The following is an 18165-nucleotide window of genomic DNA, read 5'->3' on the forward strand; positions in this document are numbered from 1 at the left end:
CTCGGGACTCGGGACTCGCGACTTCTACCCCTTCGCCTTCATCTCACCCAACTTCTTCAGCGATTCCCCATACGGCGCCCGCGCCACCCCCAGCTCGGTGATGATCGCCGTCACGTACTGATGCGGCGTGACGTCGAAGGCCGGGTTCTCCACCTTCACGCCGGTGGGCGCAATCTGCCGGTCGCCCATGTGCGTCACCTCGCGCGCCGAACGCTGCTCGATGGGAATGCGGCTGCCGTCCGGCGTCTCCAGATCAATGGTCGAAAACGGCGCGGCGACGTAGAAGGGAATGGCGTGTTCTTTGGCCAGTACGGCGACGGTGTAGGTGCCTACCTTATTGGCCACGTCGCCATTGGCGGCGATCCGGTCCGCTCCCACCACCACCGCGCCGATCTTGCCCTGCTTCATGATCGCGCCCGACATGTTGTCGGCGATGACGGTGGTGGGAATTCCATCCTGCATCAGCTCCCAGGCGGTCAGGCGCGAGCCTTGCAGGAACGGCCGCGTTTCATCGGCGAAGACGTGCAGCTTCTTGCCTTGTTCCACCGCCGCGCGGATCACGCCCAGCGCCGTTCCGTATCCGCAGGTCGCCAGCGCGCCCGCATTGCAATGCGTGAGCACGCCGCCGCTGGCCGGCAACAGCACCGCCCCGTGGCGGCCCATGGCCTCGTTGGCCGCGATGTCTTCCAGGTACATCTGCCGCGCCTCGGTGACCAGCGCCTGCTTGAGTTGCGGCAGCGGCAGCTCGCTGGCTTCCTCGAACTTACGCTCCATGCGCCGGATGGCCCAGAAGAGGTTGACCGCAGTGGGGCGCGTTTCGCCGAGGGTTTCGCAAATCTGCTCGAAATCGCGCCGCAGTTCCGAGAGGTGCTCCGCGTCCGAATCCCGCACCCCGAGCGCGATGCCCATCGCCGCCGCCACCCCGATTGCGGGCGCGCCGCGCACCGTCATGTTGCGGATTGCCTCCGCCACCTCTTCGTAGGTGCTCGCTGTGACGTAGGTCTCTTCGGTCGGCAGTTTCCGCTGATCAATAAAGCGGACACCTTCTTCCGTCCATTCCAATGTCTTGAACAAAATCCGCCCTTCTTTGCTGACCGACCACTGACCCCTAACCCCTAATCTGTTTTTTCTGAAACCGAAACTGAAACTGAAACTCACTTGCGCAGCTTGTTCAGCCGCAGGTGCTCTTCCCGGATCTCGGCAGCGGTGAAGATGGATGCGAACGGCGCCGGCGCCGCGGCCTGCTCCACGTTCGGCCGTCCGCCGGCCTCCTGGCGCTCCACCAGGCACAGGACGCCGATGACCTCGAACCCGAACTCGCGCGCCGCCCGGATCGCTTCCACCGTCGAGGCGCCGGTGGTGCAGACGTCATCCACGATCACGACACGCGCTCCCTTCTCGCGGAATCCCTCGATGCGCTGCCCGGTGCCGTGTCCCTTTTCTCCCTTGCGAACGATGAACGCGTGAATCAGCCATGCCTCCTGCGTTTCCGCTTGCTCACGCCCCGGCCGCCGCGACTGCACCTGCTGCGCGGTCAGCATGGCGACCGACACCACAATCGGATCGGCGCCCAGCGTCATGCCGCCGATGGCCTGCGGCGTCCAGCCGCGCCGGTACAGCTCGTCCAGAAACGTCCTGCCGGTGAGCCGTGCGCCCTCGGCATCGAGCGTGGTCGCGCGGCAATCGATGTAGTAGTCGCTGGTCCCGCCGGAGGAAAGCTTGAACTCGCCCAGCCGGAAGGACTTTTCCGCCAGCATGGCAAGTAACTCTTGTCGTGCCACGATCATGGTCAACAAAATACCACGCGCCGCGGTGGCCGCGTTCAGGACAGTCTTTCGAAATGCCGGAAGTGGTCGCTGGCCAGGTACAGCATGCCGAACAGGGTGCCGTTGTAGCCGACGTGGATGAGAAACGTCGTGGCCACCGACTGCGTGCGCGCTCGCACCAGGGTCAGCACGACGCCGACGAAAAATAGCAGCAGCAGCGGCGCCCAGGCGTGGGCCAGTTGCGAGGCATGGATCGACGCGAACAGCGCCGAGGTCACCACCACGCCCGCCGCCAGGCCCCAGCGGCGCGCCACTGCGGGATACAGGAACCCGCGGAAAAACAGCTCCTCGACCAGCGGGGCGAAGGTCAGCCCGAAGGCGGCCATCATGTATGCGCCCAGCACGTCGCGGAAGTACCGGTCGATGGGCAGCGACTTCGGAATCGGCAACAGCGCCGACGCGCTCTGCACCAGCAGCGCCAGCGCCACGCCCAGCGCCATCCACCCGAACCAGGTGGCGTGCGGCCACTTCCAGCGAATCGCCGTCCAGTAGGGCCGGCCCCGCGATCGCACCAGCCACACCATGTACGCGATCACCACCAGGTACGCCGCAAATTGCGCCGGCACCATCACCCGCGCATTGCGCGCCAGGTCCGCTGGCGCCGGGCGCGCCGGACCCGCAAAACGCAGCGCCAGCCCCAGCGCCAACGTGCTCAGCAGGCCGATGGCGATCATCGCCACTACGGCGATGCGAACCACCTCCCAGATTCCCCACTCCGGATTTTCGCCCGCCTGGATCCCCGGCCCGGTGAACTCCGCGGCGCGCTCCTCGCTCACCGGCGCGGGCATTTCCCGTTCGGGAGAAAGAGGATTTTCACCGTTGGACAATCGCTTCCGCCTCGATCACAACTGTACTTGGATGCGATGCGGGCGGCAAATCGAGACCGACGTTTCGCCCCGCTCCGCTTTCCGTTACACTGGTCGCACTCCACCTATGGTTCGTTTGTACTCGATCCTTTCTTTCGCCCGCGGGCGTTTTGCCGGCCGGTTCGTTACTCCCGCGCTGTTGGTCGGGGTTGCCGTGCTGCTGACGATGCAAGTTCCGGACGTCGAACTGCATTCGTTCTTCAGCATTTTTCTGGCGGCGGTTGCGGTTGCGGCCTACGTGGGCGGATGGCAGGCGGGCGCCATTGCCTCGCTCTTTTCATTGATCGCGAGCGACATGTTTTTCCTGTCCCCAACCTGGGCCACGGCCGCTCAGGGCAGCGTCATGACGCGCGTCCGTGCAGCGCTGCTGATCGACAACCCCAGCGACTGGGTCCGCCTGATTGCCTTCGCCTTTACCGCATCTGTAATTTGCCTGCTGGCCGCGCTCATCGCGCGCAAGGAGCAAGCCTTGCATGGGGCGCAGCAGTTCCTGACCGAACAGCAGCACGAGATGGAATTCCTCAAGAGCACTGCCAAGATCTGGTCCTGGGAATACGATTTGCAGACCTGTCGTGTCACCTGGACCAATATGTACAGCCCGGTGGTGCTGCGTCGCGAGGAGCCGCTGGACAGCTGGTTGGATTCCATCCACCCCGACGACCGCGTCCGCGTCAAGAATGCCCTCGACCGTGCGCTGGTGGAAGGTGAGTTCGAAGCTGAATACCGCGTCCTGGTGCACGGATCCGAGCCGTGCCGCATCATGGGCCGCGCCGTGCTTTATTCCATCGGCGGCCACATTGCTGGCTTGCGCGGCATCGAGATTGATCGCGAAATGCGCGCCGCCGCCGCTTCCCCTTCGCCGGTCTAAATCAACGCCGCCCGCCGGGCGAAATATTCCGCCAGCGCCTGCCCGGTGTACGACTTCCTCAGCTTGGCCACCTGCTCGGGCGTACCCTGCGCCACGATCCGCCCCCCGTCCTCGCCGCCCTCCGGTCCAAGGTCCACGATCCAGTCCGCGTTGGCGACGACGTCGAGGTTGTGCTCGATAATGATGATGCTGTTGCCCAAGTCCGTCAGCCGGTGCAGCACGTCCAGCAGTTTGTGTACGTCATCGAAATGCAGCCCGGTCGTCGGCTCGTCCAGCAGGTAGAGCGTGCGCCCGGTTTGCCGTTTGGATAGCTCGCGCGCCAGCTTGATGCGCTGCGCCTCGCCGCCCGACAGCGTCACCGCCGACTGCCCCATGTGGATGTACCCCAGCCCAACGTCCACCAGCGTTTGCAGCTTCTGCCGCACCTGGGGGATGTTCTCCAGCAACGGCAGCGAGTCCGAGACCGGCATCTCCAGCAGGTCGGCGATGGAATTGTCCTTGTACTTCACCGCCAGGGTCTCGTGGTTGTAGCGTCGCCCGCCGCACACCTCGCACTGGACGTAAACATCGGGCAGAAAATTCATCTCGATGCGGCGTTGACCCTCGCCCTGGCACGCTTCACAGCGGCCGCCGGGCACATTGAACGAAAAGCGCCCCGCCTTGTACCCGCGCTCGCGCGATTCCGGCAGCATGGCGTAGAGATCGCGGATGTGCGTGAACACGCCGGTGTAGGTCGCCGGGTTGGAGCGCGGCGTGCGCCCGATCGGCGACTGGTCAATGCGGATGACCTTGTCAATGCTCTCCGCGCCCGCAATGGATTTGTGTTCGCCGGGATCTTCCCGTGACCGGTAGAGCTGCTTGGCCAGCGCGCGATAGAGAATGTCGTTCACCAGCGTGGATTTTCCCGAGCCCGAAACCCCCGTCACCACCGTCATCACGCCCAGCGGGAAGCTGACGTCGAAGCCTTTCAGATTGTTCTCGCGCGCGCCCAGCACGGCGATGGCGGTGCCGTTGGTGTGGCGGCGCTCCGCCCGGTGCGGAATGCTTTTCTTGCCCGAGATGTACTGCCCCGTCAGCGACTCCGGCGCCTGGATGATTTCCTGCGGCGTGCCCGAGGCGACCAGCGCCCCGCCGTGCCGCCCCGCGCCCGGTCCCAGGTCCACCACGTAATCGGCGCGGCGGATGGTCTCCTCGTCATGCTCCACCACCAGCACCGTGTTGCCCAGATCGCGTAACGACTCCAGCGACTGCAGCAGCCGGTCATTGTCGCGGTGATGCAGCCCGATGGACGGTTCATCCAGCACGTACAGCACGCCGCGGAGTTTCGATCCGATCTGCGTGGCCAGCCGGATGCGTTGTCCTTCGCCGCCCGACAGCGTCGCCGCCGAACGGTCCAGCGAGATGTAGCCCAGCCCGACCGCGTTCAGGAATTGCAACCGCTCGGCAACTTCATTCACCACGCGCCCGGCTATCTGCGTTTCACGCTCGCTGAGCTTGATCTGCGGCACCGCGGCCCCGGCGCGCGACACCGGCAGGGCCGTGAAATCGGCGATGGACATTCCATTCACCTTCACCGCCAGGCTTTCCGGCCGCAGGCGTTGGCCCTGGCACGCGGGACACGGGGTGGCGCTCATGTAGTTCAGCAGCCACTCGCGATAGCTTTCCGACGTGGACTCTTCCAGCATCTGCCGCAAGAACGCCAGAATGCCGCGCCAGCCCAGCCGGGGCGCTCCATTGCCCTCCGCGCCATAAAGAAGATAGCTCTGGGCTTTGGCCGGAAGTTGCTCGAAGGGCAGGTTCAGGTCAATGCCCGCCGCCTCGGCCGCGATCTGCAGCATGTGCTGCAAGTTCGCCGAGCCCGAGCCCGGCCCCAGTCCGCCGTCCAGCAGCGGCTTCGACCAGTCCACGATCAACCTCGCGGGATCGAAATCGTACTTGCTGCCCAGCCCGTTACATGCCTTGCACGCGCCGTAGACGCTGTTGAACGAGAACGACCGCGGCTCCAGCGCCGGCACGCTGATCCCGCAATCCGGACACGCCAGCCGCGATGAATACAGGTGCTCCTCGCCGCCCACCACCGCCACCTGCACCAGTCCGCCCGCCAGTTTCATCGCCAGCGCCACCGATTGCTCCAGCCGCTTCTCGATTCCCGGCTTCACCAGCAGGCGGTCAATCACCACTTCAATGGTGTGGTTCTTGCGCTTGTCGAGCCGGATGTCGTCTTCCAGGTTGACCAGTTCGCCGTCGATGCGCGCCCGCGAAAACCCGTGCTGCGCCAGCTTCTCCATCTCTTTCTTGAATTCGCCTTTGCGCCCGCGCACGATCGGCGCCAGGATCATCACCCGCTCTTCCGGCTTCTCGGCGTCCCCGGCGCCCCCGCCGTCGGCGCGCTGGGGTGAAAGCGCCATCACCCGCGACACGATCTGGTCCGCCGACTGCCGCGAGATCGGCTGCCCGCACTTCGGGCAATGCGGCACCCCGACCGAGGCGTACAGCAGCCGCAGGTAGTCGTAAATTTCTGTGATCGTGCCCACCGTGGATCGCGGGCTGCGGCTGGTGGTCTTCTGCTCGATCGAGATGGACGGGCTCAGGCCGTCAATCGCATCCACGTCCGGCCGCTCCATCTGGTCGAGGAATTGCCGCGCGTAGGCCGACAGCGTTTCCACGTACCGCCGCTGGCCCTCGGCATAAATGGTGTCGAAGGCGAGCGAGGACTTGCCCGAACCGCTCAGCCCGGTCACCACGGTCAGCGTGTTGCGTGGAATTTCGACGTCGATGTTCTTGAGGTTGTGTTGCCGCGCCCCGCGCACCGAAATCTTGGTGATTGTCATGAACGACTTATGTGGCGCGGGCGCCCTCGCCCGCGAATTCCGCGCCCGACCCGCGGACCATGTCCCTTGGAGATGTGGACGGTTCCCCTGAAAGGTCCCAGAGTAATGAGGCGCAACTGTACTCCGTATCTTAGTTGCCAACACTAGCCAGCGTCAACGGGAGCTACAGTGTTCAGTCCGTCGGCAACTCGTGGCGATGTCGGTGAGCCAAGCGGCCATCGATCTGCGACCAAAGCCTGCCCCGAGCGAAGTCGAGGGGACCAACGACGTTGTTATGACCGAACATTGTTGCCAAACGCTGCGCGACGCGGTGGACGGAGACGCGATCCTCAATCAGCCGCTGCGCACCATGCACGGTCGCATTCTCAACGAAATCGATTCCGACTATGCCGTGCGCTCGCCCGAGGACCGGCCCAATCTGTACCCGATCAATTTCTGTCCGTTTTGCGGACGAGCGGTGTCGCGGACCATCTGGAACGCGGAAAAGAAAAAATAGTTCCTCAGTATCTCGGTGCAAGACGATGAGCAAGAGTTCCGACAACCGATCGTGCGACGCCTTTCCGCTTACCCGTGAGCGGTTCGGAGGCGTCCGGGGTGGCACATCCGGAGTTGCCGGTTCCCGCTTCCAAGGAAAGGTCGGTCGGCCGTGAACCCGTTGATCGTCGTTCTCACGCTTCTCGTCACCATCGCTGCCGCGCTCGCCCTGGGCGTGGCCCTCGGCTATGCCGCCGTCTACACCATTCTCCGTGCCATGCGACGACAGTCCCGGAGCGTCACCGAACACGCCCTCGCCGCCACCCAGGCCAGCGGCGACTAGACGCCTCATTGCTCGTCTCTTGGACCTGATTATCTTTTGAGTTTGTCATTCCGACCCTGAGCGGAGCCGAAGGGGAGGAATTGCGGTTTTTCTGAAACTGAAACTTCTTACTCCTGCTGCGGCTGGCGCCGGCCCTGCTGCTGCTGCTGCTGCTGCATTCTTTGCAGCTCCTTCAGCAACTGCTCTGGCGTCTTCACTTCGTTGGGCTTTCCCTGCTGGCCCGGTTCCAGGTTTGGCGGTCCGGGTTGCTCAGCTCCCGATACCGATTGCGGAGGCGGCGGTTGGTACACGGGCGGTTGGTACACGGGCGGCTGGGGTTCTGCCGCGGCCTCATCGTCGTCGGCGTTTATTTCCGGTCGTCCCGCGCCGCCGGCGATACGCGGCATAATCATTTGCTGGCTGCCGCCTGGTAGCGGGATCGAGGCGTCGTTCCCAGGTTTCCCGCCGCTGCCGCCGGCATGCGGCGTAAGAATTATTTCCGACAGCGCGTCCGGATCGGTAGGCGAGCCAATCACGATGTAGTCGAACCGCGATCCCTGCAGCAGCGACGCCAGCACATCGCGCGGATTCCCCGGCCCGAGCTGCGCGGCGGCCCGATCGTTGGCCGTGTCCGCCGGCATCTCCACCCGCGCTCCGGTGCGCGCTCGCACCGCCGTCAGGATCGAACTCAACGTCGAATTTTGTGCCTGGATGCTGAGCAGTCCGTCCTGATACGTAACCTGCGGCGGCACCGGCGTCATCTGCTCCGGACGCGGCGGCGCCACCACCTGGGGCGGCGCTTGCGACGGTGGCTGCGCTGCCGGGGCCTTCGGCGATTTCACCACGGTGCGCGTCGCGCGCGGTCTCGCCGGCCCCTGCCCAGGCCCTTGCGCCAACCCGCTTGCGGTTAGCCCCGCCGCCAGCCCCACCAACGCCAATTTGCGAATCGCCATTGGAGAAATTCTACACCTTTTCTACGATGCCCATGAGTGCCCGTTTTGGCCCCTGGTGATGGCAATTTGAGCGTCTGAACTGCCGGAATCCAGCATCCAATCGTGTATAGCGTCATACTAAAGACTGAGAGTCCCATGATCAGCAATTCGTGCCGGCGGCGTGCCTCGTTCCTTGTCCTGCTCGTCGTTGCCCTCGCCGGCCCGCTGGCCGCGCAGAACTGCCTGACTGCCGACGATCTCGATGCCGGCGCCCGGTCCACGCTCCAGAACACCGCACAGCAATTTTTCCGTATGTCCGCCGCCGGCGACTATGCCGGCATGAAAGCCGCTTCCGTTCCCTCGCTGGCCGCCAGTTTCGCCGGAGTCGAAAGCGCCGTCACCGGCCACAAGCCCGACTTCACCGGAGCGCAGGCCACGCCGTCGGCCGTTTACGTGTTGGAAAACGCGGCTAAGGCGACCATGGAACGCGCCGAGTACTATTGCGGCGTTTTCAACTCGCAAGACCGCGTCCTGTTCGTGATTCCCAACCTTGCGCCCGGACGCTACGCCGTGGTCACCGAGGACGTGAGCGGTGGCCGGCAGCCGGTGAAGCTCACCTTCGTCTTGCAGCAGCAGGGAAACCACTGGGCCCTGGCCGGCTACACCGTCAAACCCACGCAGGTCGCCGGCCACGATATGAGCTGGTATCTCACGCAGGCGCGCCAGTACAAATCCCGCGGCCAGAACCTGGCTGCTTACCTCTACTACCTGGAAGCTTGGTACCTGTCGCAGCCGGTCGAAATCGAGTACACCGTGCAGCAGGACAGGCTGGCCGACGATATGCAGCAGGCCCGGCCCGCCGATTGGCCCTCGCCTAGTCAGCCCATGAACCTGATGGCAGGGGGCAAGACCTACCGCGTCACCCAGATCTTCCCCGATAGCGTGGGCAACGATCTTGACCTGATCGTCAAGTACCAGGCCGCCACCGACCTCTCCAACACCGCCGCCGCTTTCCAGGACAACCTGGCGGTCATCAAGGCAGTCGTGGCCAGGTATCCCGAACTCCGCGACGCCTTCGCCGGCGTGGTCGCACGCGCCGTGGACTCCTCCGGCCGCGACTACGGCTCTCTGCTGGCGATGAAGGACGTGAAGTAGCGATTTGCTTTTGCCATCGACCAACGACCATCGACCAACGACCCGCCGCCAATCGCTAATTGCTAACTGCTAATTGCTCGCACTACAATCATTCGTTTCCCATTCCTCATCCGGACTTTCTTATGAACAAAGTCGTTGCCAACGCCGACGAGGCCATCCACGACCTGCAGGACGGGGCCACCATCCTGGTCGGCGGTTTCGGCCTCTGCGGCATTCCTGAAAATCTCATTGCTGCCGTGGTTCGCAAAGGCGTGAAGGACCTCACCACCATCAGCAACAACGCCGGCGTGGACGATTTCGGCCTCGGCCTGCTGCTGCGCACCGGGCAAATCCGCAAACATATCGGCAGCTACGTCGGCGAAAACAAGCTGTTGGAGCAGATGGTCCTCAGCGGCGAACTCGAGCTGGAGCTCAATCCGCAAGGCACGCTGGCGGAACGCATTCGCGCCGGCGGCGCCGGCATTGCCGCCTTCTTCACTCCCACCGGCTTTGGCACGGTGATCGCCGAAGGCAAGGAAACCCGCGACTTCGACGGCCGCCCCTATGTCATGGAGCGTGGCTTGAAGGCGGATTTCGCCTTCATCAAGGCCTGGAAGGGCGACCAGTGGGGCAACCTCGTCTATCGCAAGACGGCGCGCAACTTCAATCCCATGATGGCCACCGCCGCGCGTGTCACCATCGCCGAGGTGGAGCACTTGGTCGAAGTCGGCCAGATCGATCCCGACGACGTCCACACTCCCAGCGTCTACGTGAAACGCATCTTCCAGGGAACGAATTACGAGAAGCGCATCGAGAAGCACACGGTACGAAAGGCAGGTGCCTAGTGGCCAGTGGTCAGTGGCCAGTCACGTTTCGCTGGCCACTGACCACTGACCACTGGCCACTTTTCATGCCCATGCCGGAGAGCACCGCCGACGAAGTCCGCACCTCGGTCCTGCGCTACCTGCGCATGTACGAGGAAGGGAACTTCACGCTCGGCGACCTGGCAGCGGAACTGGCGGTCATGACCAGCGCCTACGAGCACGCCATGGGCGGCATCGCGGATTCATTCGGCGCGCTGCTTTCGACCGCATCAATTTACCGCGCCCAATCCGCCGCCGATGCCCGCGCCTCGTACTCAGATTTTGAACGGGCTTTAACCGAATTCCGCCGCACCGAAGCGGCCTGGGACTGACCACCGATAACCGATAACCGATAACCGAGAACCGAGAACTCTATGGTCACCACACCGAAAGCTCCGAAGGCGCAAGACACCACCAAGCGCGACCGCATCGTCCGCCGCATCGCCCAGGAACTGCGCGACGGCTATTACGTCAATCTTGGCATCGGCATGCCCACGCTGGTCGGCAACTGCGTCCCGGAAGGCATGCACGTTGTGCTTCAATCCGAGAACGGCATGCTCGGCATCGGTCCCTACCCGCTCGAGGGCCAGGAAGATCCCGACCTCATCAATGCCGGCAAGGAGACCGTCACCGAAATTCCCGGCACTTCGTATTTCTCCAGTGCCGAATCCTTTGCCATGATCCGCGGCGGGCACGTTGACCTCAGCGTACTCGGCGCCATGGAAGTGGACGCCGAAGGCAATCTCGCCAACTGGATGATCCCCGGCAAGATGGTCAAAGGCATGGGCGGCGCCATGGACCTGGTCGCCGGCGCGCGCCGCGTCTTCATCGCCATGGAGCACACCACCAAGGACGGTCAGCCCAAAATCCTCACCCGGTGCACCCTGCCGCTCACCGGCGTCAAGGTCGTCAACCACATTGTCACCGAGATGGCCTACATCACCGTGACGGACAAGGGTTTACTGCTGGAAGAGGTTGCCCCTGGCCTGACCGCCGACGACGTGCAGCGCGCCACCGAAGCCCGCCTCATCGTCAGTCCCAACCTGAAGACAATGGGCGGCTAGCTGAAACGTCCCTCTACGCCTAACGGTCCGCATTCATCGCGACGGCCAACCCGTAAGAGCTAAGAGCTAAGAGCTAAGAGCTGAAAAGAGCGCGGGCGGCCATAAGGGTGTGGTGGGAGCCACCCGCGCACTAGACCCTAACCCGAGGAGAGTGCCGGGAAAGGGTTACCTCCTGCCCAGGTGAGTAGCAGGAGAACCTGAGATCTTGTGCGCTAACTAAATGGGACGGGCGGCTAGCAGAGCCGGGCGGTGGTCAGATCGACGATGTCGGAACCGCGGGTGAGCAGGTGTGCAGGCTTTTCCATCAGCCAAAACGTGCGCGTGGCATCGACGACCGCGGTAAACAAAAGGGCGGATACGGGAGCGACAAAATGCGGCGGCTGGACCGTCTGCTTGGAACGCAGGGTGGTCAGCGGCGATGGGACGACCGGCGACACCAGGATCAGCATGACGGCATACGCCATCACGATCGCGGTAATCCACTGCATGCGCCCCACGCTCATACTCAAACATACATATCCTCGACCCGCGTTTCGGTCAAGGGCAAACTGTGAGTTCCGGGCAGGGGCGCCGCGCCGGGACACTTTTAGGCAAAAACAGAGTTTAGGGCTTGACCCGATGCCGGAGACCTGCTCACGCGGCGTTGTGCCGTTCGTTACCCACTGCCGGGGCCCTTGGCGGAAAACCCGGTAGGTCCGTGTCGCCGGTAATCAACCGGGCGGCGCGCTCGTAGGTCAGGTACGACCACGACCATTCCAGCATCACCAGCACGCGGTTGCGGAAGCCGATCAGGAACATGATGTGCACGAACAGCCACAGAATCCAGGCGATGAATCCAGTGACATGGAATTTGCCGAAATCGGCGACGGCGGCGGCGCGGCCGATCGTCGCCAGGGTGCCGCGGTCCTTGTAGCGGAACTCCTCGCGCGCCACCCCGCGCATCGCGCGCCCGATGTTGCCGGCCACCGCGCGGCCTTGCTGCATCGCCACCGGCGCCAGTCCGGGCAGCGGCTTGCCATCTTTGCCGGGCAGGCTCGCCAGGTCGCCGATAACAAACACCTCGGGATGTCCGGGCACGCTCAGGTCGGGCGCCACCAGCACGCGACCGGCTTGGTCGGTCGGGCCGAGCATGCGGCCCAGCGGCGATGCCGAAACGCCTGCGGCCCACAGCGTTACCGCCGAGGGCAGTACGGTTTCGCCCAGCAGCACGCGTCCCGGCTCGACTTCCGTCACCCTGGTCGAAGTCCGCACTTCCACGCCGAGCTGCCGCAGTTGCTCCAGCGCGCTGAGCGACAGATCTTCCGGATAGGCAGGCAGCACGCGCGGCAGGCCTTCCACCAGCACCACCCGCGCCTTGCGCGGATCGATGGCGCGGAAGTCCTTGGCCAGCGTGCGCCGCGCCACCTCCGCCAGCGTTCCCGCCAGCTCCACGCCGGTAGGGCCGGCGCCGATGACGACGAAATTCAGCGGCTCGTGTGTGCCGGTGGCAACCGCTTGCCGTTCCGCCAGTTCGAAGGCCAGCAGCACCCGGCGGCGGATCTCGAGCGCATCCTCGATGGTCTTCAATCCGGGCGCGGCGGCGGCCCACTCGTCGTGGCCGAAATAGGAGTGCGTGGCGCCGGCGGCGACGATCAGGTAGTCGTACTCGATCTCGAGGTCGCTCAGCTTGACGCAGCGCTTTTCCAGGTCGAAGCCGCCGACCTCGGCCATGAGCACCGAGACGTTCTTGTAACGCCGCAGCACGCCGCGAATGGGCGCGGCGATTTCTCCGGGCGACAATCCGGCGGTCGCCACCTGGTAGAGCAGCGGCTGAAAGGTGTGGTGGTTCTTACGGTCAAGCACGGTCACCGAAACCGGCAAGCGCGCCACCGCCGCCGCCGCGGTCAACCCGCCGAATCCTGCGCCTACGATGACGACTCTGGGCTTCGCCATACTCATTGGATGGAGGCGCAAGGCTTCAGGCTTCAGGCTAGTGCGCGGCGGGCGCGCGCTGGTAGATCGTGTAGTTATCAAGTTCCTCAGTTTTGGTGAATCCCTGGAGCAGCAACCCAAGCAATCGCTGCCTGTCCTCTACCGGGTCGGCTGCGAGTTGCAGGTCGCGCTTGACCACCAGCCAGCGCACGTTGCGGGCGCGAGCCATCTCCACCACTTCTTCCGGACGGTAGGGATTCACGGTATGGTCGAACATCAGCACCGGGAAACGGGGTGCCCGGCCGGTGGCGTAATAGAAGAGGTCCTCGCCGGGGATCATCAAGAGCGCATCGTGCGCGGGGATGTTGGCGTTTGCGTAGGCTGCCAGCTCGTCAAACTGCGGAAGCCAGGGGCCGCGGACGGACAATCCGCGCAGGGCCGGCAACTGCGAGTGTTCCACCTCGCCGTCGGCCACGTTTGCGTAGTCTAGGCGCTCATGGCTCCAGACATAGTTCCCGCCGGAAATGATTAGCGACAGCGCGACCGCCAGGGGCAACATCAACTCGACGATGCGATGCTGTATCGGCGGCGTGGCGAGCGCAGTGATGACTCCGGCGATGAGCACAATGGCGAGCGGCCAGATTGCGTAGGTCGAACCCCATAACTGTTGCGATAAAAAGGCGCCATGCACGGTGGCGATCACGATGAACGGCGCCACCAGCGCCATGCCTTGACGTCGCCGGACCTCGCGCAGTGACAATACGAACGAAACCATCAGCACCAAGGGCCAGAGCGACAGCAGGCACTCAGCCTGATCGGAGGAATCCGTCTGGGTGAGTACGCAGGCCGCGGTCCAGGCAAATGGAAGGACCAGCAGAACTCCCGCCAACACGCCCAACCAGCGGCTGGCGCGGGCACGCGACAGCAAGAGCGCTCCGGCCGCAAACGAAGGCAGCCACCAAAGCAGGAGCCGGTTGTCGTAGACCGTCAACATGTCCATGGGCGACGGCATTCGGCGCGCCGCCGCGAATTGGACGGTCCAGTGCCGATAGTTTTCCAGTCCAGCGGTGTAATGAAGCAGCAGCGCCGACAGACCGAGTCCCACAGCGGTTCCAGCCAGGATGAAGGCGTACCCGCGGACGGATTCTGTCCGCCGGGTTGCGATTGCCATGAGAACCACGATGGCCACCACGCTGCTGCCCAGAAATGCCAGGCCGGTGTTTTGCTTGACCAGCGCCGGCACAACCAGGACGATGCCGGCGACAAAGCTCAAACCGGCAGGGAAGCCTTTCTTCTCCACATGCAGGAGCAGGAGTAAGCAAGCGAGGACGGCGAAGGTGCAGTCGCAGTCGTAGAACGGGTGCGGAAAAATGCAGTAGATGCCCAGGACAACGAGCGGCGCGCTCAGGAGAAATGCGAGCAGCCGCGGACTTCGGGCCGGCCCAGCCAGGTACAGAAGGATTCGCCAAGTCAGGAGCGTGGCGATGCCGCCGGCGACAGCAGCGTAGATGACGTGATGAAAGTAGATCCTTCCGGTGAACTTGATCAGCGCCGCTTGCGCCAGGAAAGTCAGCGGCGGATAGGGCAGCGGAAAATCCCGGTAGGGCATCTGGCCGACGGAAATGCGCCAGCCATTCTCCAGGATGTAGCTGAGGTCCCACAACACAGCCAGGCGGGAGTTCTGCCACAGCACTACGCCGGCAGTCGCGCAGAAGAGCAGCGAGGCCGCGAGGACGTCCGGCCAGCGGCGACGGTCGGTTTGGCGATCAACGTTGATCGGGACATGGTAGCGGATCAGGCGTACCACCCGTCCCCATCCTGTCATTTGCGTCTGAGGTTGGCCAATGGGCAAGGAGCTCATTTCAGCGAGAAGCCCGCGACGGAGCACAGGATGACTTGAGCGCCTGATTGCGCGGTGTTATGGTTAAGGGCCCCGCGGGCGACGCCATGTCGGATATGCCGCTCCAACCTTCTGCTGCTGTCCCCACCCTGGACGCTTCCACGCCAGTTTCCATGCAGCGCATCATGCTGGCGACTGACTTCGACCCAGTGTCGGAATCGGCGCTGCACTATTCGCTGTCCATCGCGCGGCGCTACGCATCGAAGGTGTACCTGCTGCACGTGGTCGCGCCGGAAACGTTTCAGTTCCTCGCCGGCGACGCCCGCCAGCGCGCGCTCGAGGACGCGTGGCGCAACGCACAGCGCCACATGACCGACCTGCTGATCGCCGGGCACCTGGAAGGCGTGGACCACCAGGTCCTGGTGGAGCAGGGCGATGTCTGGGACGTGCTCTCGCACAAGATCAACGGCCTGTTCATCAACTTGCTGGTGATCGGGACGCATGCGCGCGGGCGCGTGGGCAAGCTGCTGCTGGGGTCGGTGGCGGAGACGATTTTTCGCCAGGCGCCATGCCCGGTGCTGATGGTGGGGCCGCGAGCGGTGCAAGTCAGCGAGCGCACCCCGCAGCAGCCCATCCTGTTCTGCACCGGATTCAGTGCGCACTCGCTGAAGGCCGGGGGATACGCCCTGTCGCTGGCGCAGCACCAGGGCGCGCAATTGCTGATGATGCACGTCAGCAAGGAGACGCCGCAAACCCAGGCCGAGCGCAAGCGGATTGTGGATGGCGCCAGGCAGCGGCTGGCTTCGCTGATTCCCGCCGGCACGCAACTGGTGGCGCCGCCGGAGACGATTGTCGAGTTTGGGACCGCCGCCGACTGTATCCTCAATGTGGCGCAACAGCGCAAGCCGGGACTGATTGTGCTCGGAGTACGCCAGCCGGTGGGCTTCGCGCGCCGGCTGAAGTGGGCGACAGCCTACGAAGTGGTGGCCAACGCGCCCTGCCCGGTGCTGACGGTCAGGATGAGTGAGCCAGCCTGAAGCCTGAAGCCTGGAGCCCGAAGCCATCCGCTGAACCGCATGCCGCCGAGCCCCTGTCGACCAAGCGCACGCCGTTGTCGATAACCGCGGTGCTGGTCGCCATCAACCTTCTCATTTTCATTGCCATGGTGGTGAAGGGCGCGTCGGTAACGCAGCCCACGGCTGACCAAATTCTGCGCTGGGGAGCGAACTTCGGGCCGCTCACTCTAACCGGGCAGTGGTGGCGGCTGCTGACGGCGATGTTCGTGCACATCGGCCTGGTTCACCTGGCGCTGAACATGTGGTGCTTGTGGCAGCTCGGATTGTTGGCGGAATACCTGTACGGGCGAAAAACATTTTTAGCGCTGTACGTGATGTCGGGACTGGCGGCCAGCATCGTGAGCCTGGCGCGCAATCCCCTGGTGGTGACGGCGGGGGCATCGGGCGCGATCTTCGGCCTCGCGGGCGCCCTCATTGCCACCTTGTACCTGGGAAAATTGGCGGCGCCGAAGGGCGCGTGGCGCACCAGCCTGATCAGCCTGGTGGCGTTTGCGGGGTACAACCTGGCGTACGGATTTGTAAAAGCCGGCATCGACAACGGCGCACATATCGGCGGCCTGCTTTCCGGGCTGCTGCTGGGCTCGGTGCTGAGCGTGGACTTCCGGCAGCCGGCGCCGCGCCAGTCGCGCATGCGGCCGATGCTGTTTCCCGCATTTGTCATCGTGCTGGTGGCGGGCGCGGTGGCGGTGCGTTTTGCGCACATGCCGGTGGTCCGGTTGGAACATGCCGAACAACAATTGCGCCAGGGCGACAACGCGGGCGCTGTGCGCGAGTTGACCGAGGTGGTCAAGCTTCGGCCGAATTACGTGCCGGCGTGGATGCTGCTGGGCAGCGCGTACCTGCGCACGCAGCAGGACTCGCAGGCGGAGGCGGCGTTCCAGCGCGCGGCGCAGTTGAATCCGAAAAATCCGGCCGTGCTGGCGCAACTGGGCGTGCTGTATTTGCGCGACAAGCGTTATGAACCGGCGCGCCAGGCATTTCAGCAGATCACGGAGTTGAACCCCAAGGATGTTGAAGCGCAGGTCAATCTCGGGGTTGCGCTGAACCAGTTGGGCCGCAGCGACGAAGCGCTGACCCAATTCCGCAAAGCCACCGAACTCAATCCCAACCTGCCGCAGGCCTGGTACAACCTCGGGCTCGGTTCGATGAAATTGCAGCGCTACGACGACGCGGTGGACGCCTTCACGCGCGCCACCAAGCTGGCGCCGAAGGATGCGGAAGCCTGGATCTGGCTGGCCAACGCCTACCAGGCCAAGGGTATGACCGAGCAGGCGGACCAGGCGTATTTGACCGGATACAAGTTGCGGGCGCAGACGAAAAGGCGCTAGGCACAAGGAAGGCGCACGGCGGGACGATTGCGGATTGTAGACTCAAGAAAACGCGAGGTCGGCGGCCATCGACCAACGACCATCGACCAACGACGGATTGTTAGTAGCGGCCATCCGGCTTTTGCGGGCCGGTGTTCATCTTCGCCGTGATCTGGTTACGGACATCCCACAAGGGCTTATACAGCGTGCCGTGCTCCATGCGCTGGCGCAGGATTTCGACCGGCGTTCCCATGGTGCCCACCACTTCGCCGCCGATAATCCGCTGCGCCAGCTTCAGGTGATGAAAGCGGAAGGCCTGCATGCGCTCGTCGAATTCCAGCAGTTGCTCGGCGAGTTCGTGCAGGGAGAAGAACTCGCTGTGGCGGCGGTAGAGGTCGTCCACCGTGAGGCCGGTTTTCTCGAGCTGGTGAAAGAATATTTCGCCCAGGCGCGGCCCGATGTGCAGCAGGGCAACAAAGCCGGGGGAATCCAGGCCGCTGCCGTGCCCCAGGCCGGCGCGGATGATGTGGTAGTCGTACGGAGTGATGGTTTCCAGGATGTGCAGCATGTCGATGGGATAATCGAGCATGCGGTTGGCGCGGCGCAGCAGGCGGGCAGCGTTGTCGAAATCGCCGCTTTCAACCAGGTCGCGGGCGCGGGAAAGCTCCCAGGCGGCGGCCTTCAACAGCAACTCGGAGCTCTGGTGGATGACCTGGAAGGTGAGCTCGTCGGGGTGCGACATAGCTTCGGGCCGCTTCTGCAGATCGAGAAGCTCGTCGGTGTGCAGGTAGCGTTCGTAGTCGGAAGCGCCCTTGCCGGGCAGGATTGGTTTCTGCAGGTTGTCCATGGCG

Annotated in this window: 18 protein-coding genes; 9 read left to right on the forward strand and 9 right to left on the reverse strand. The window is 64.0% G+C overall.

The window, feature by feature from the left end:
* Window positions 1-24 precede the first annotated feature (24 nt).
* The 3 genes from mtnA to LAN70_17275 form a co-directional block, all read right to left on the reverse strand.
* On the reverse strand, window positions 25-1074 hold the full coding sequence (gene mtnA, locus LAN70_17265) for an S-methyl-5-thioribose-1-phosphate isomerase (protein MBZ5512899.1): 1050 nt from the start codon (window positions 1072-1074) through the stop codon (window positions 25-27).
* An 80-nt stretch (window positions 1075-1154) separates the two neighbouring features.
* Entirely contained in the window at window positions 1155-1787 is a 633-nt protein-coding gene (gene pyrE / locus LAN70_17270) for an orotate phosphoribosyltransferase (protein ID MBZ5512900.1), read from the reverse strand.
* Window positions 1788-1822: 35 nt separating this feature from the next.
* Window positions 1823-2653, reverse strand: a complete 831-nt coding sequence (locus LAN70_17275; GenBank protein ID MBZ5512901.1) for a CPBP family intramembrane metalloprotease — start codon at window positions 2651-2653, stop codon at window positions 1823-1825.
* Between the two features lie 106 nt (window positions 2654-2759).
* Here LAN70_17275 and LAN70_17280 point away from each other — a divergent pair, with 106 nt between their 5' ends.
* Window positions 2760-3560 (forward strand): DUF4118 domain-containing protein, encoded by an 801-nt coding sequence (locus LAN70_17280; protein MBZ5512902.1) that lies wholly within the window; start codon window positions 2760-2762, stop codon window positions 3558-3560.
* On the opposite strand, the gene uvrA is transcribed toward LAN70_17280, so the two are convergent.
* On the reverse strand, window positions 3557-6391 hold the full coding sequence (gene uvrA / locus LAN70_17285; protein MBZ5512903.1) for an excinuclease ABC subunit UvrA: 2835 nt from the start codon (window positions 6389-6391) through the stop codon (window positions 3557-3559). The two genes, LAN70_17280 and uvrA, sit on opposite strands and share 4 nt — an antisense overlap.
* A gap of 274 nt (window positions 6392-6665) precedes the next feature.
* Between uvrA and LAN70_17290 the strand changes: the two genes are divergently transcribed.
* Together LAN70_17290 and LAN70_17295 are read left to right on the forward strand one after the other, a co-directional pair.
* The gene (locus LAN70_17290) at window positions 6666-6887 is read left to right on the forward strand and encodes a hypothetical protein (protein MBZ5512904.1); all 222 of its coding nucleotides are present in this window, start codon (window positions 6666-6668) and stop codon (window positions 6885-6887) included.
* Window positions 6888-7037: 150 nt separating this feature from the next.
* Window positions 7038-7208, forward strand: coding sequence for a hypothetical protein (locus tag LAN70_17295; GenBank protein MBZ5512905.1), 171 nt, complete (start codon window positions 7038-7040; stop codon window positions 7206-7208).
* Between the two features lie 107 nt (window positions 7209-7315).
* On the opposite strand, the gene LAN70_17300 is transcribed toward LAN70_17295, so the two are convergent.
* Window positions 7316-8140: a hypothetical protein gene (locus tag LAN70_17300; GenBank protein MBZ5512906.1), complete on the reverse strand. Its 825-nt coding sequence runs from the start codon at window positions 8138-8140 to the stop codon at window positions 7316-7318.
* A gap of 135 nt (window positions 8141-8275) precedes the next feature.
* Here LAN70_17300 and LAN70_17305 point away from each other — a divergent pair, with 135 nt between their 5' ends.
* The 4 genes from LAN70_17305 to LAN70_17320 all read left to right on the forward strand — a co-directional run bounded on the left by LAN70_17305 (window position 8276) and on the right by LAN70_17320 (window position 11180).
* Complete coding sequence (locus LAN70_17305) at window positions 8276-9274, forward strand: hypothetical protein (protein MBZ5512907.1); 999 nt, start codon at window positions 8276-8278, stop codon at window positions 9272-9274.
* 122 nt (window positions 9275-9396) lie between these two features.
* Window positions 9397-10098 (forward strand): CoA transferase subunit A, encoded by a 702-nt coding sequence (locus LAN70_17310; protein ID MBZ5512908.1) that lies wholly within the window; start codon window positions 9397-9399, stop codon window positions 10096-10098.
* A gap of 71 nt (window positions 10099-10169) precedes the next feature.
* Window positions 10170-10448 (forward strand): hypothetical protein, encoded by a 279-nt coding sequence (locus LAN70_17315; GenBank protein MBZ5512909.1) that lies wholly within the window; start codon window positions 10170-10172, stop codon window positions 10446-10448.
* A 42-nt stretch (window positions 10449-10490) separates the two neighbouring features.
* Window positions 10491-11180, forward strand: a complete 690-nt coding sequence (locus LAN70_17320) for a CoA transferase subunit B (GenBank protein MBZ5512910.1) — start codon at window positions 10491-10493, stop codon at window positions 11178-11180.
* Window positions 11181-11413: 233 nt separating this feature from the next.
* On the opposite strand, the gene LAN70_17325 is transcribed toward LAN70_17320, so the two are convergent.
* The 3 genes from LAN70_17325 to LAN70_17335 form a co-directional block, all read right to left on the reverse strand.
* On the reverse strand, window positions 11414-11689 hold the full coding sequence (locus LAN70_17325; protein MBZ5512911.1) for a hypothetical protein: 276 nt from the start codon (window positions 11687-11689) through the stop codon (window positions 11414-11416).
* A 124-nt stretch (window positions 11690-11813) separates the two neighbouring features.
* Complete coding sequence (locus tag LAN70_17330) at window positions 11814-13118, reverse strand: NAD(P)/FAD-dependent oxidoreductase (protein MBZ5512912.1); 1305 nt, start codon at window positions 13116-13118, stop codon at window positions 11814-11816.
* A 31-nt stretch (window positions 13119-13149) separates the two neighbouring features.
* Complete coding sequence (locus tag LAN70_17335) at window positions 13150-14916, reverse strand: hypothetical protein (protein MBZ5512913.1); 1767 nt, start codon at window positions 14914-14916, stop codon at window positions 13150-13152.
* Between the two features lie 95 nt (window positions 14917-15011).
* Here LAN70_17335 and LAN70_17340 point away from each other — a divergent pair, with 95 nt between their 5' ends.
* Both LAN70_17340 and LAN70_17345 read left to right on the forward strand, forming a co-directional pair.
* The gene (locus LAN70_17340) at window positions 15012-15968 is read left to right on the forward strand and encodes a universal stress protein (GenBank protein ID MBZ5512914.1); all 957 of its coding nucleotides are present in this window, start codon (window positions 15012-15014) and stop codon (window positions 15966-15968) included.
* Window positions 15969-16042: 74 nt separating this feature from the next.
* Window positions 16043-17335 carry a rhomboid family intramembrane serine protease gene (locus LAN70_17345; protein MBZ5512915.1) on the forward strand — a complete coding sequence of 431 codons (1293 nt, stop codon included), beginning with the start codon at window positions 16043-16045 and terminating at the stop codon, window positions 17333-17335.
* A 100-nt stretch (window positions 17336-17435) separates the two neighbouring features.
* On the opposite strand, the gene LAN70_17350 is transcribed toward LAN70_17345, so the two are convergent.
* Window positions 17436-18161 carry a tryptophan 2,3-dioxygenase gene (locus tag LAN70_17350; GenBank protein ID MBZ5512916.1) on the reverse strand — a complete coding sequence of 242 codons (726 nt, stop codon included), beginning with the start codon at window positions 18159-18161 and terminating at the stop codon, window positions 17436-17438.
* Window positions 18162-18165 lie beyond the last annotated feature (4 nt).

Source organism: Terriglobia bacterium, assembly GCA_020072845.1.
Classification (GTDB): domain Bacteria; phylum Acidobacteriota; class Terriglobia; order Terriglobales; family Acidobacteriaceae; genus JAIQGF01.

What these genes read in the sequence shown, in the direction of transcription:
- LAN70_17350 (MBZ5512916.1), bottom strand. Translation starts at nt 18,161, where the DNA reads ATGGACAACCTGCAGAAACCAATCCTGCCCGGCAAGGGCGCTTCCGAC.
- LAN70_17340 (MBZ5512914.1), top strand. Translation starts at nt 15,012, where the DNA reads ATGGTTAAGGGCCCCGCGGGCGACGCCATGTCGGATATGCCGCTCCAA.
- LAN70_17335 (MBZ5512913.1), bottom strand. Translation starts at nt 14,916, where the DNA reads ATGACAGGATGGGGACGGGTGGTACGCCTGATCCGCTACCATGTCCCG.
- LAN70_17330 (MBZ5512912.1), bottom strand. Translation starts at nt 13,118, where the DNA reads ATGAGTATGGCGAAGCCCAGAGTCGTCATCGTAGGCGCAGGATTCGGC.
- pyrE (MBZ5512900.1), bottom strand. Translation starts at nt 1,787, where the DNA reads ATGATCGTGGCACGACAAGAGTTACTTGCCATGCTGGCGGAAAAGTCC.
- LAN70_17310 (MBZ5512908.1), top strand. Translation starts at nt 9,397, where the DNA reads ATGAACAAAGTCGTTGCCAACGCCGACGAGGCCATCCACGACCTGCAG.
- LAN70_17280 (MBZ5512902.1), top strand. Translation starts at nt 2,760, where the DNA reads ATGGTTCGTTTGTACTCGATCCTTTCTTTCGCCCGCGGGCGTTTTGCC.
- uvrA (MBZ5512903.1), bottom strand. Translation starts at nt 6,391, where the DNA reads ATGACAATCACCAAGATTTCGGTGCGCGGGGCGCGGCAACACAACCTC.
- LAN70_17290 (MBZ5512904.1), top strand. Translation starts at nt 6,666, where the DNA reads ATGACCGAACATTGTTGCCAAACGCTGCGCGACGCGGTGGACGGAGAC.
- LAN70_17320 (MBZ5512910.1), top strand. Translation starts at nt 10,491, where the DNA reads ATGGTCACCACACCGAAAGCTCCGAAGGCGCAAGACACCACCAAGCGC.
- LAN70_17305 (MBZ5512907.1), top strand. Translation starts at nt 8,276, where the DNA reads ATGATCAGCAATTCGTGCCGGCGGCGTGCCTCGTTCCTTGTCCTGCTC.
- LAN70_17315 (MBZ5512909.1), top strand. Translation starts at nt 10,170, where the DNA reads ATGCCGGAGAGCACCGCCGACGAAGTCCGCACCTCGGTCCTGCGCTAC.
- LAN70_17300 (MBZ5512906.1), bottom strand. Translation starts at nt 8,140, where the DNA reads ATGGCGATTCGCAAATTGGCGTTGGTGGGGCTGGCGGCGGGGCTAACC.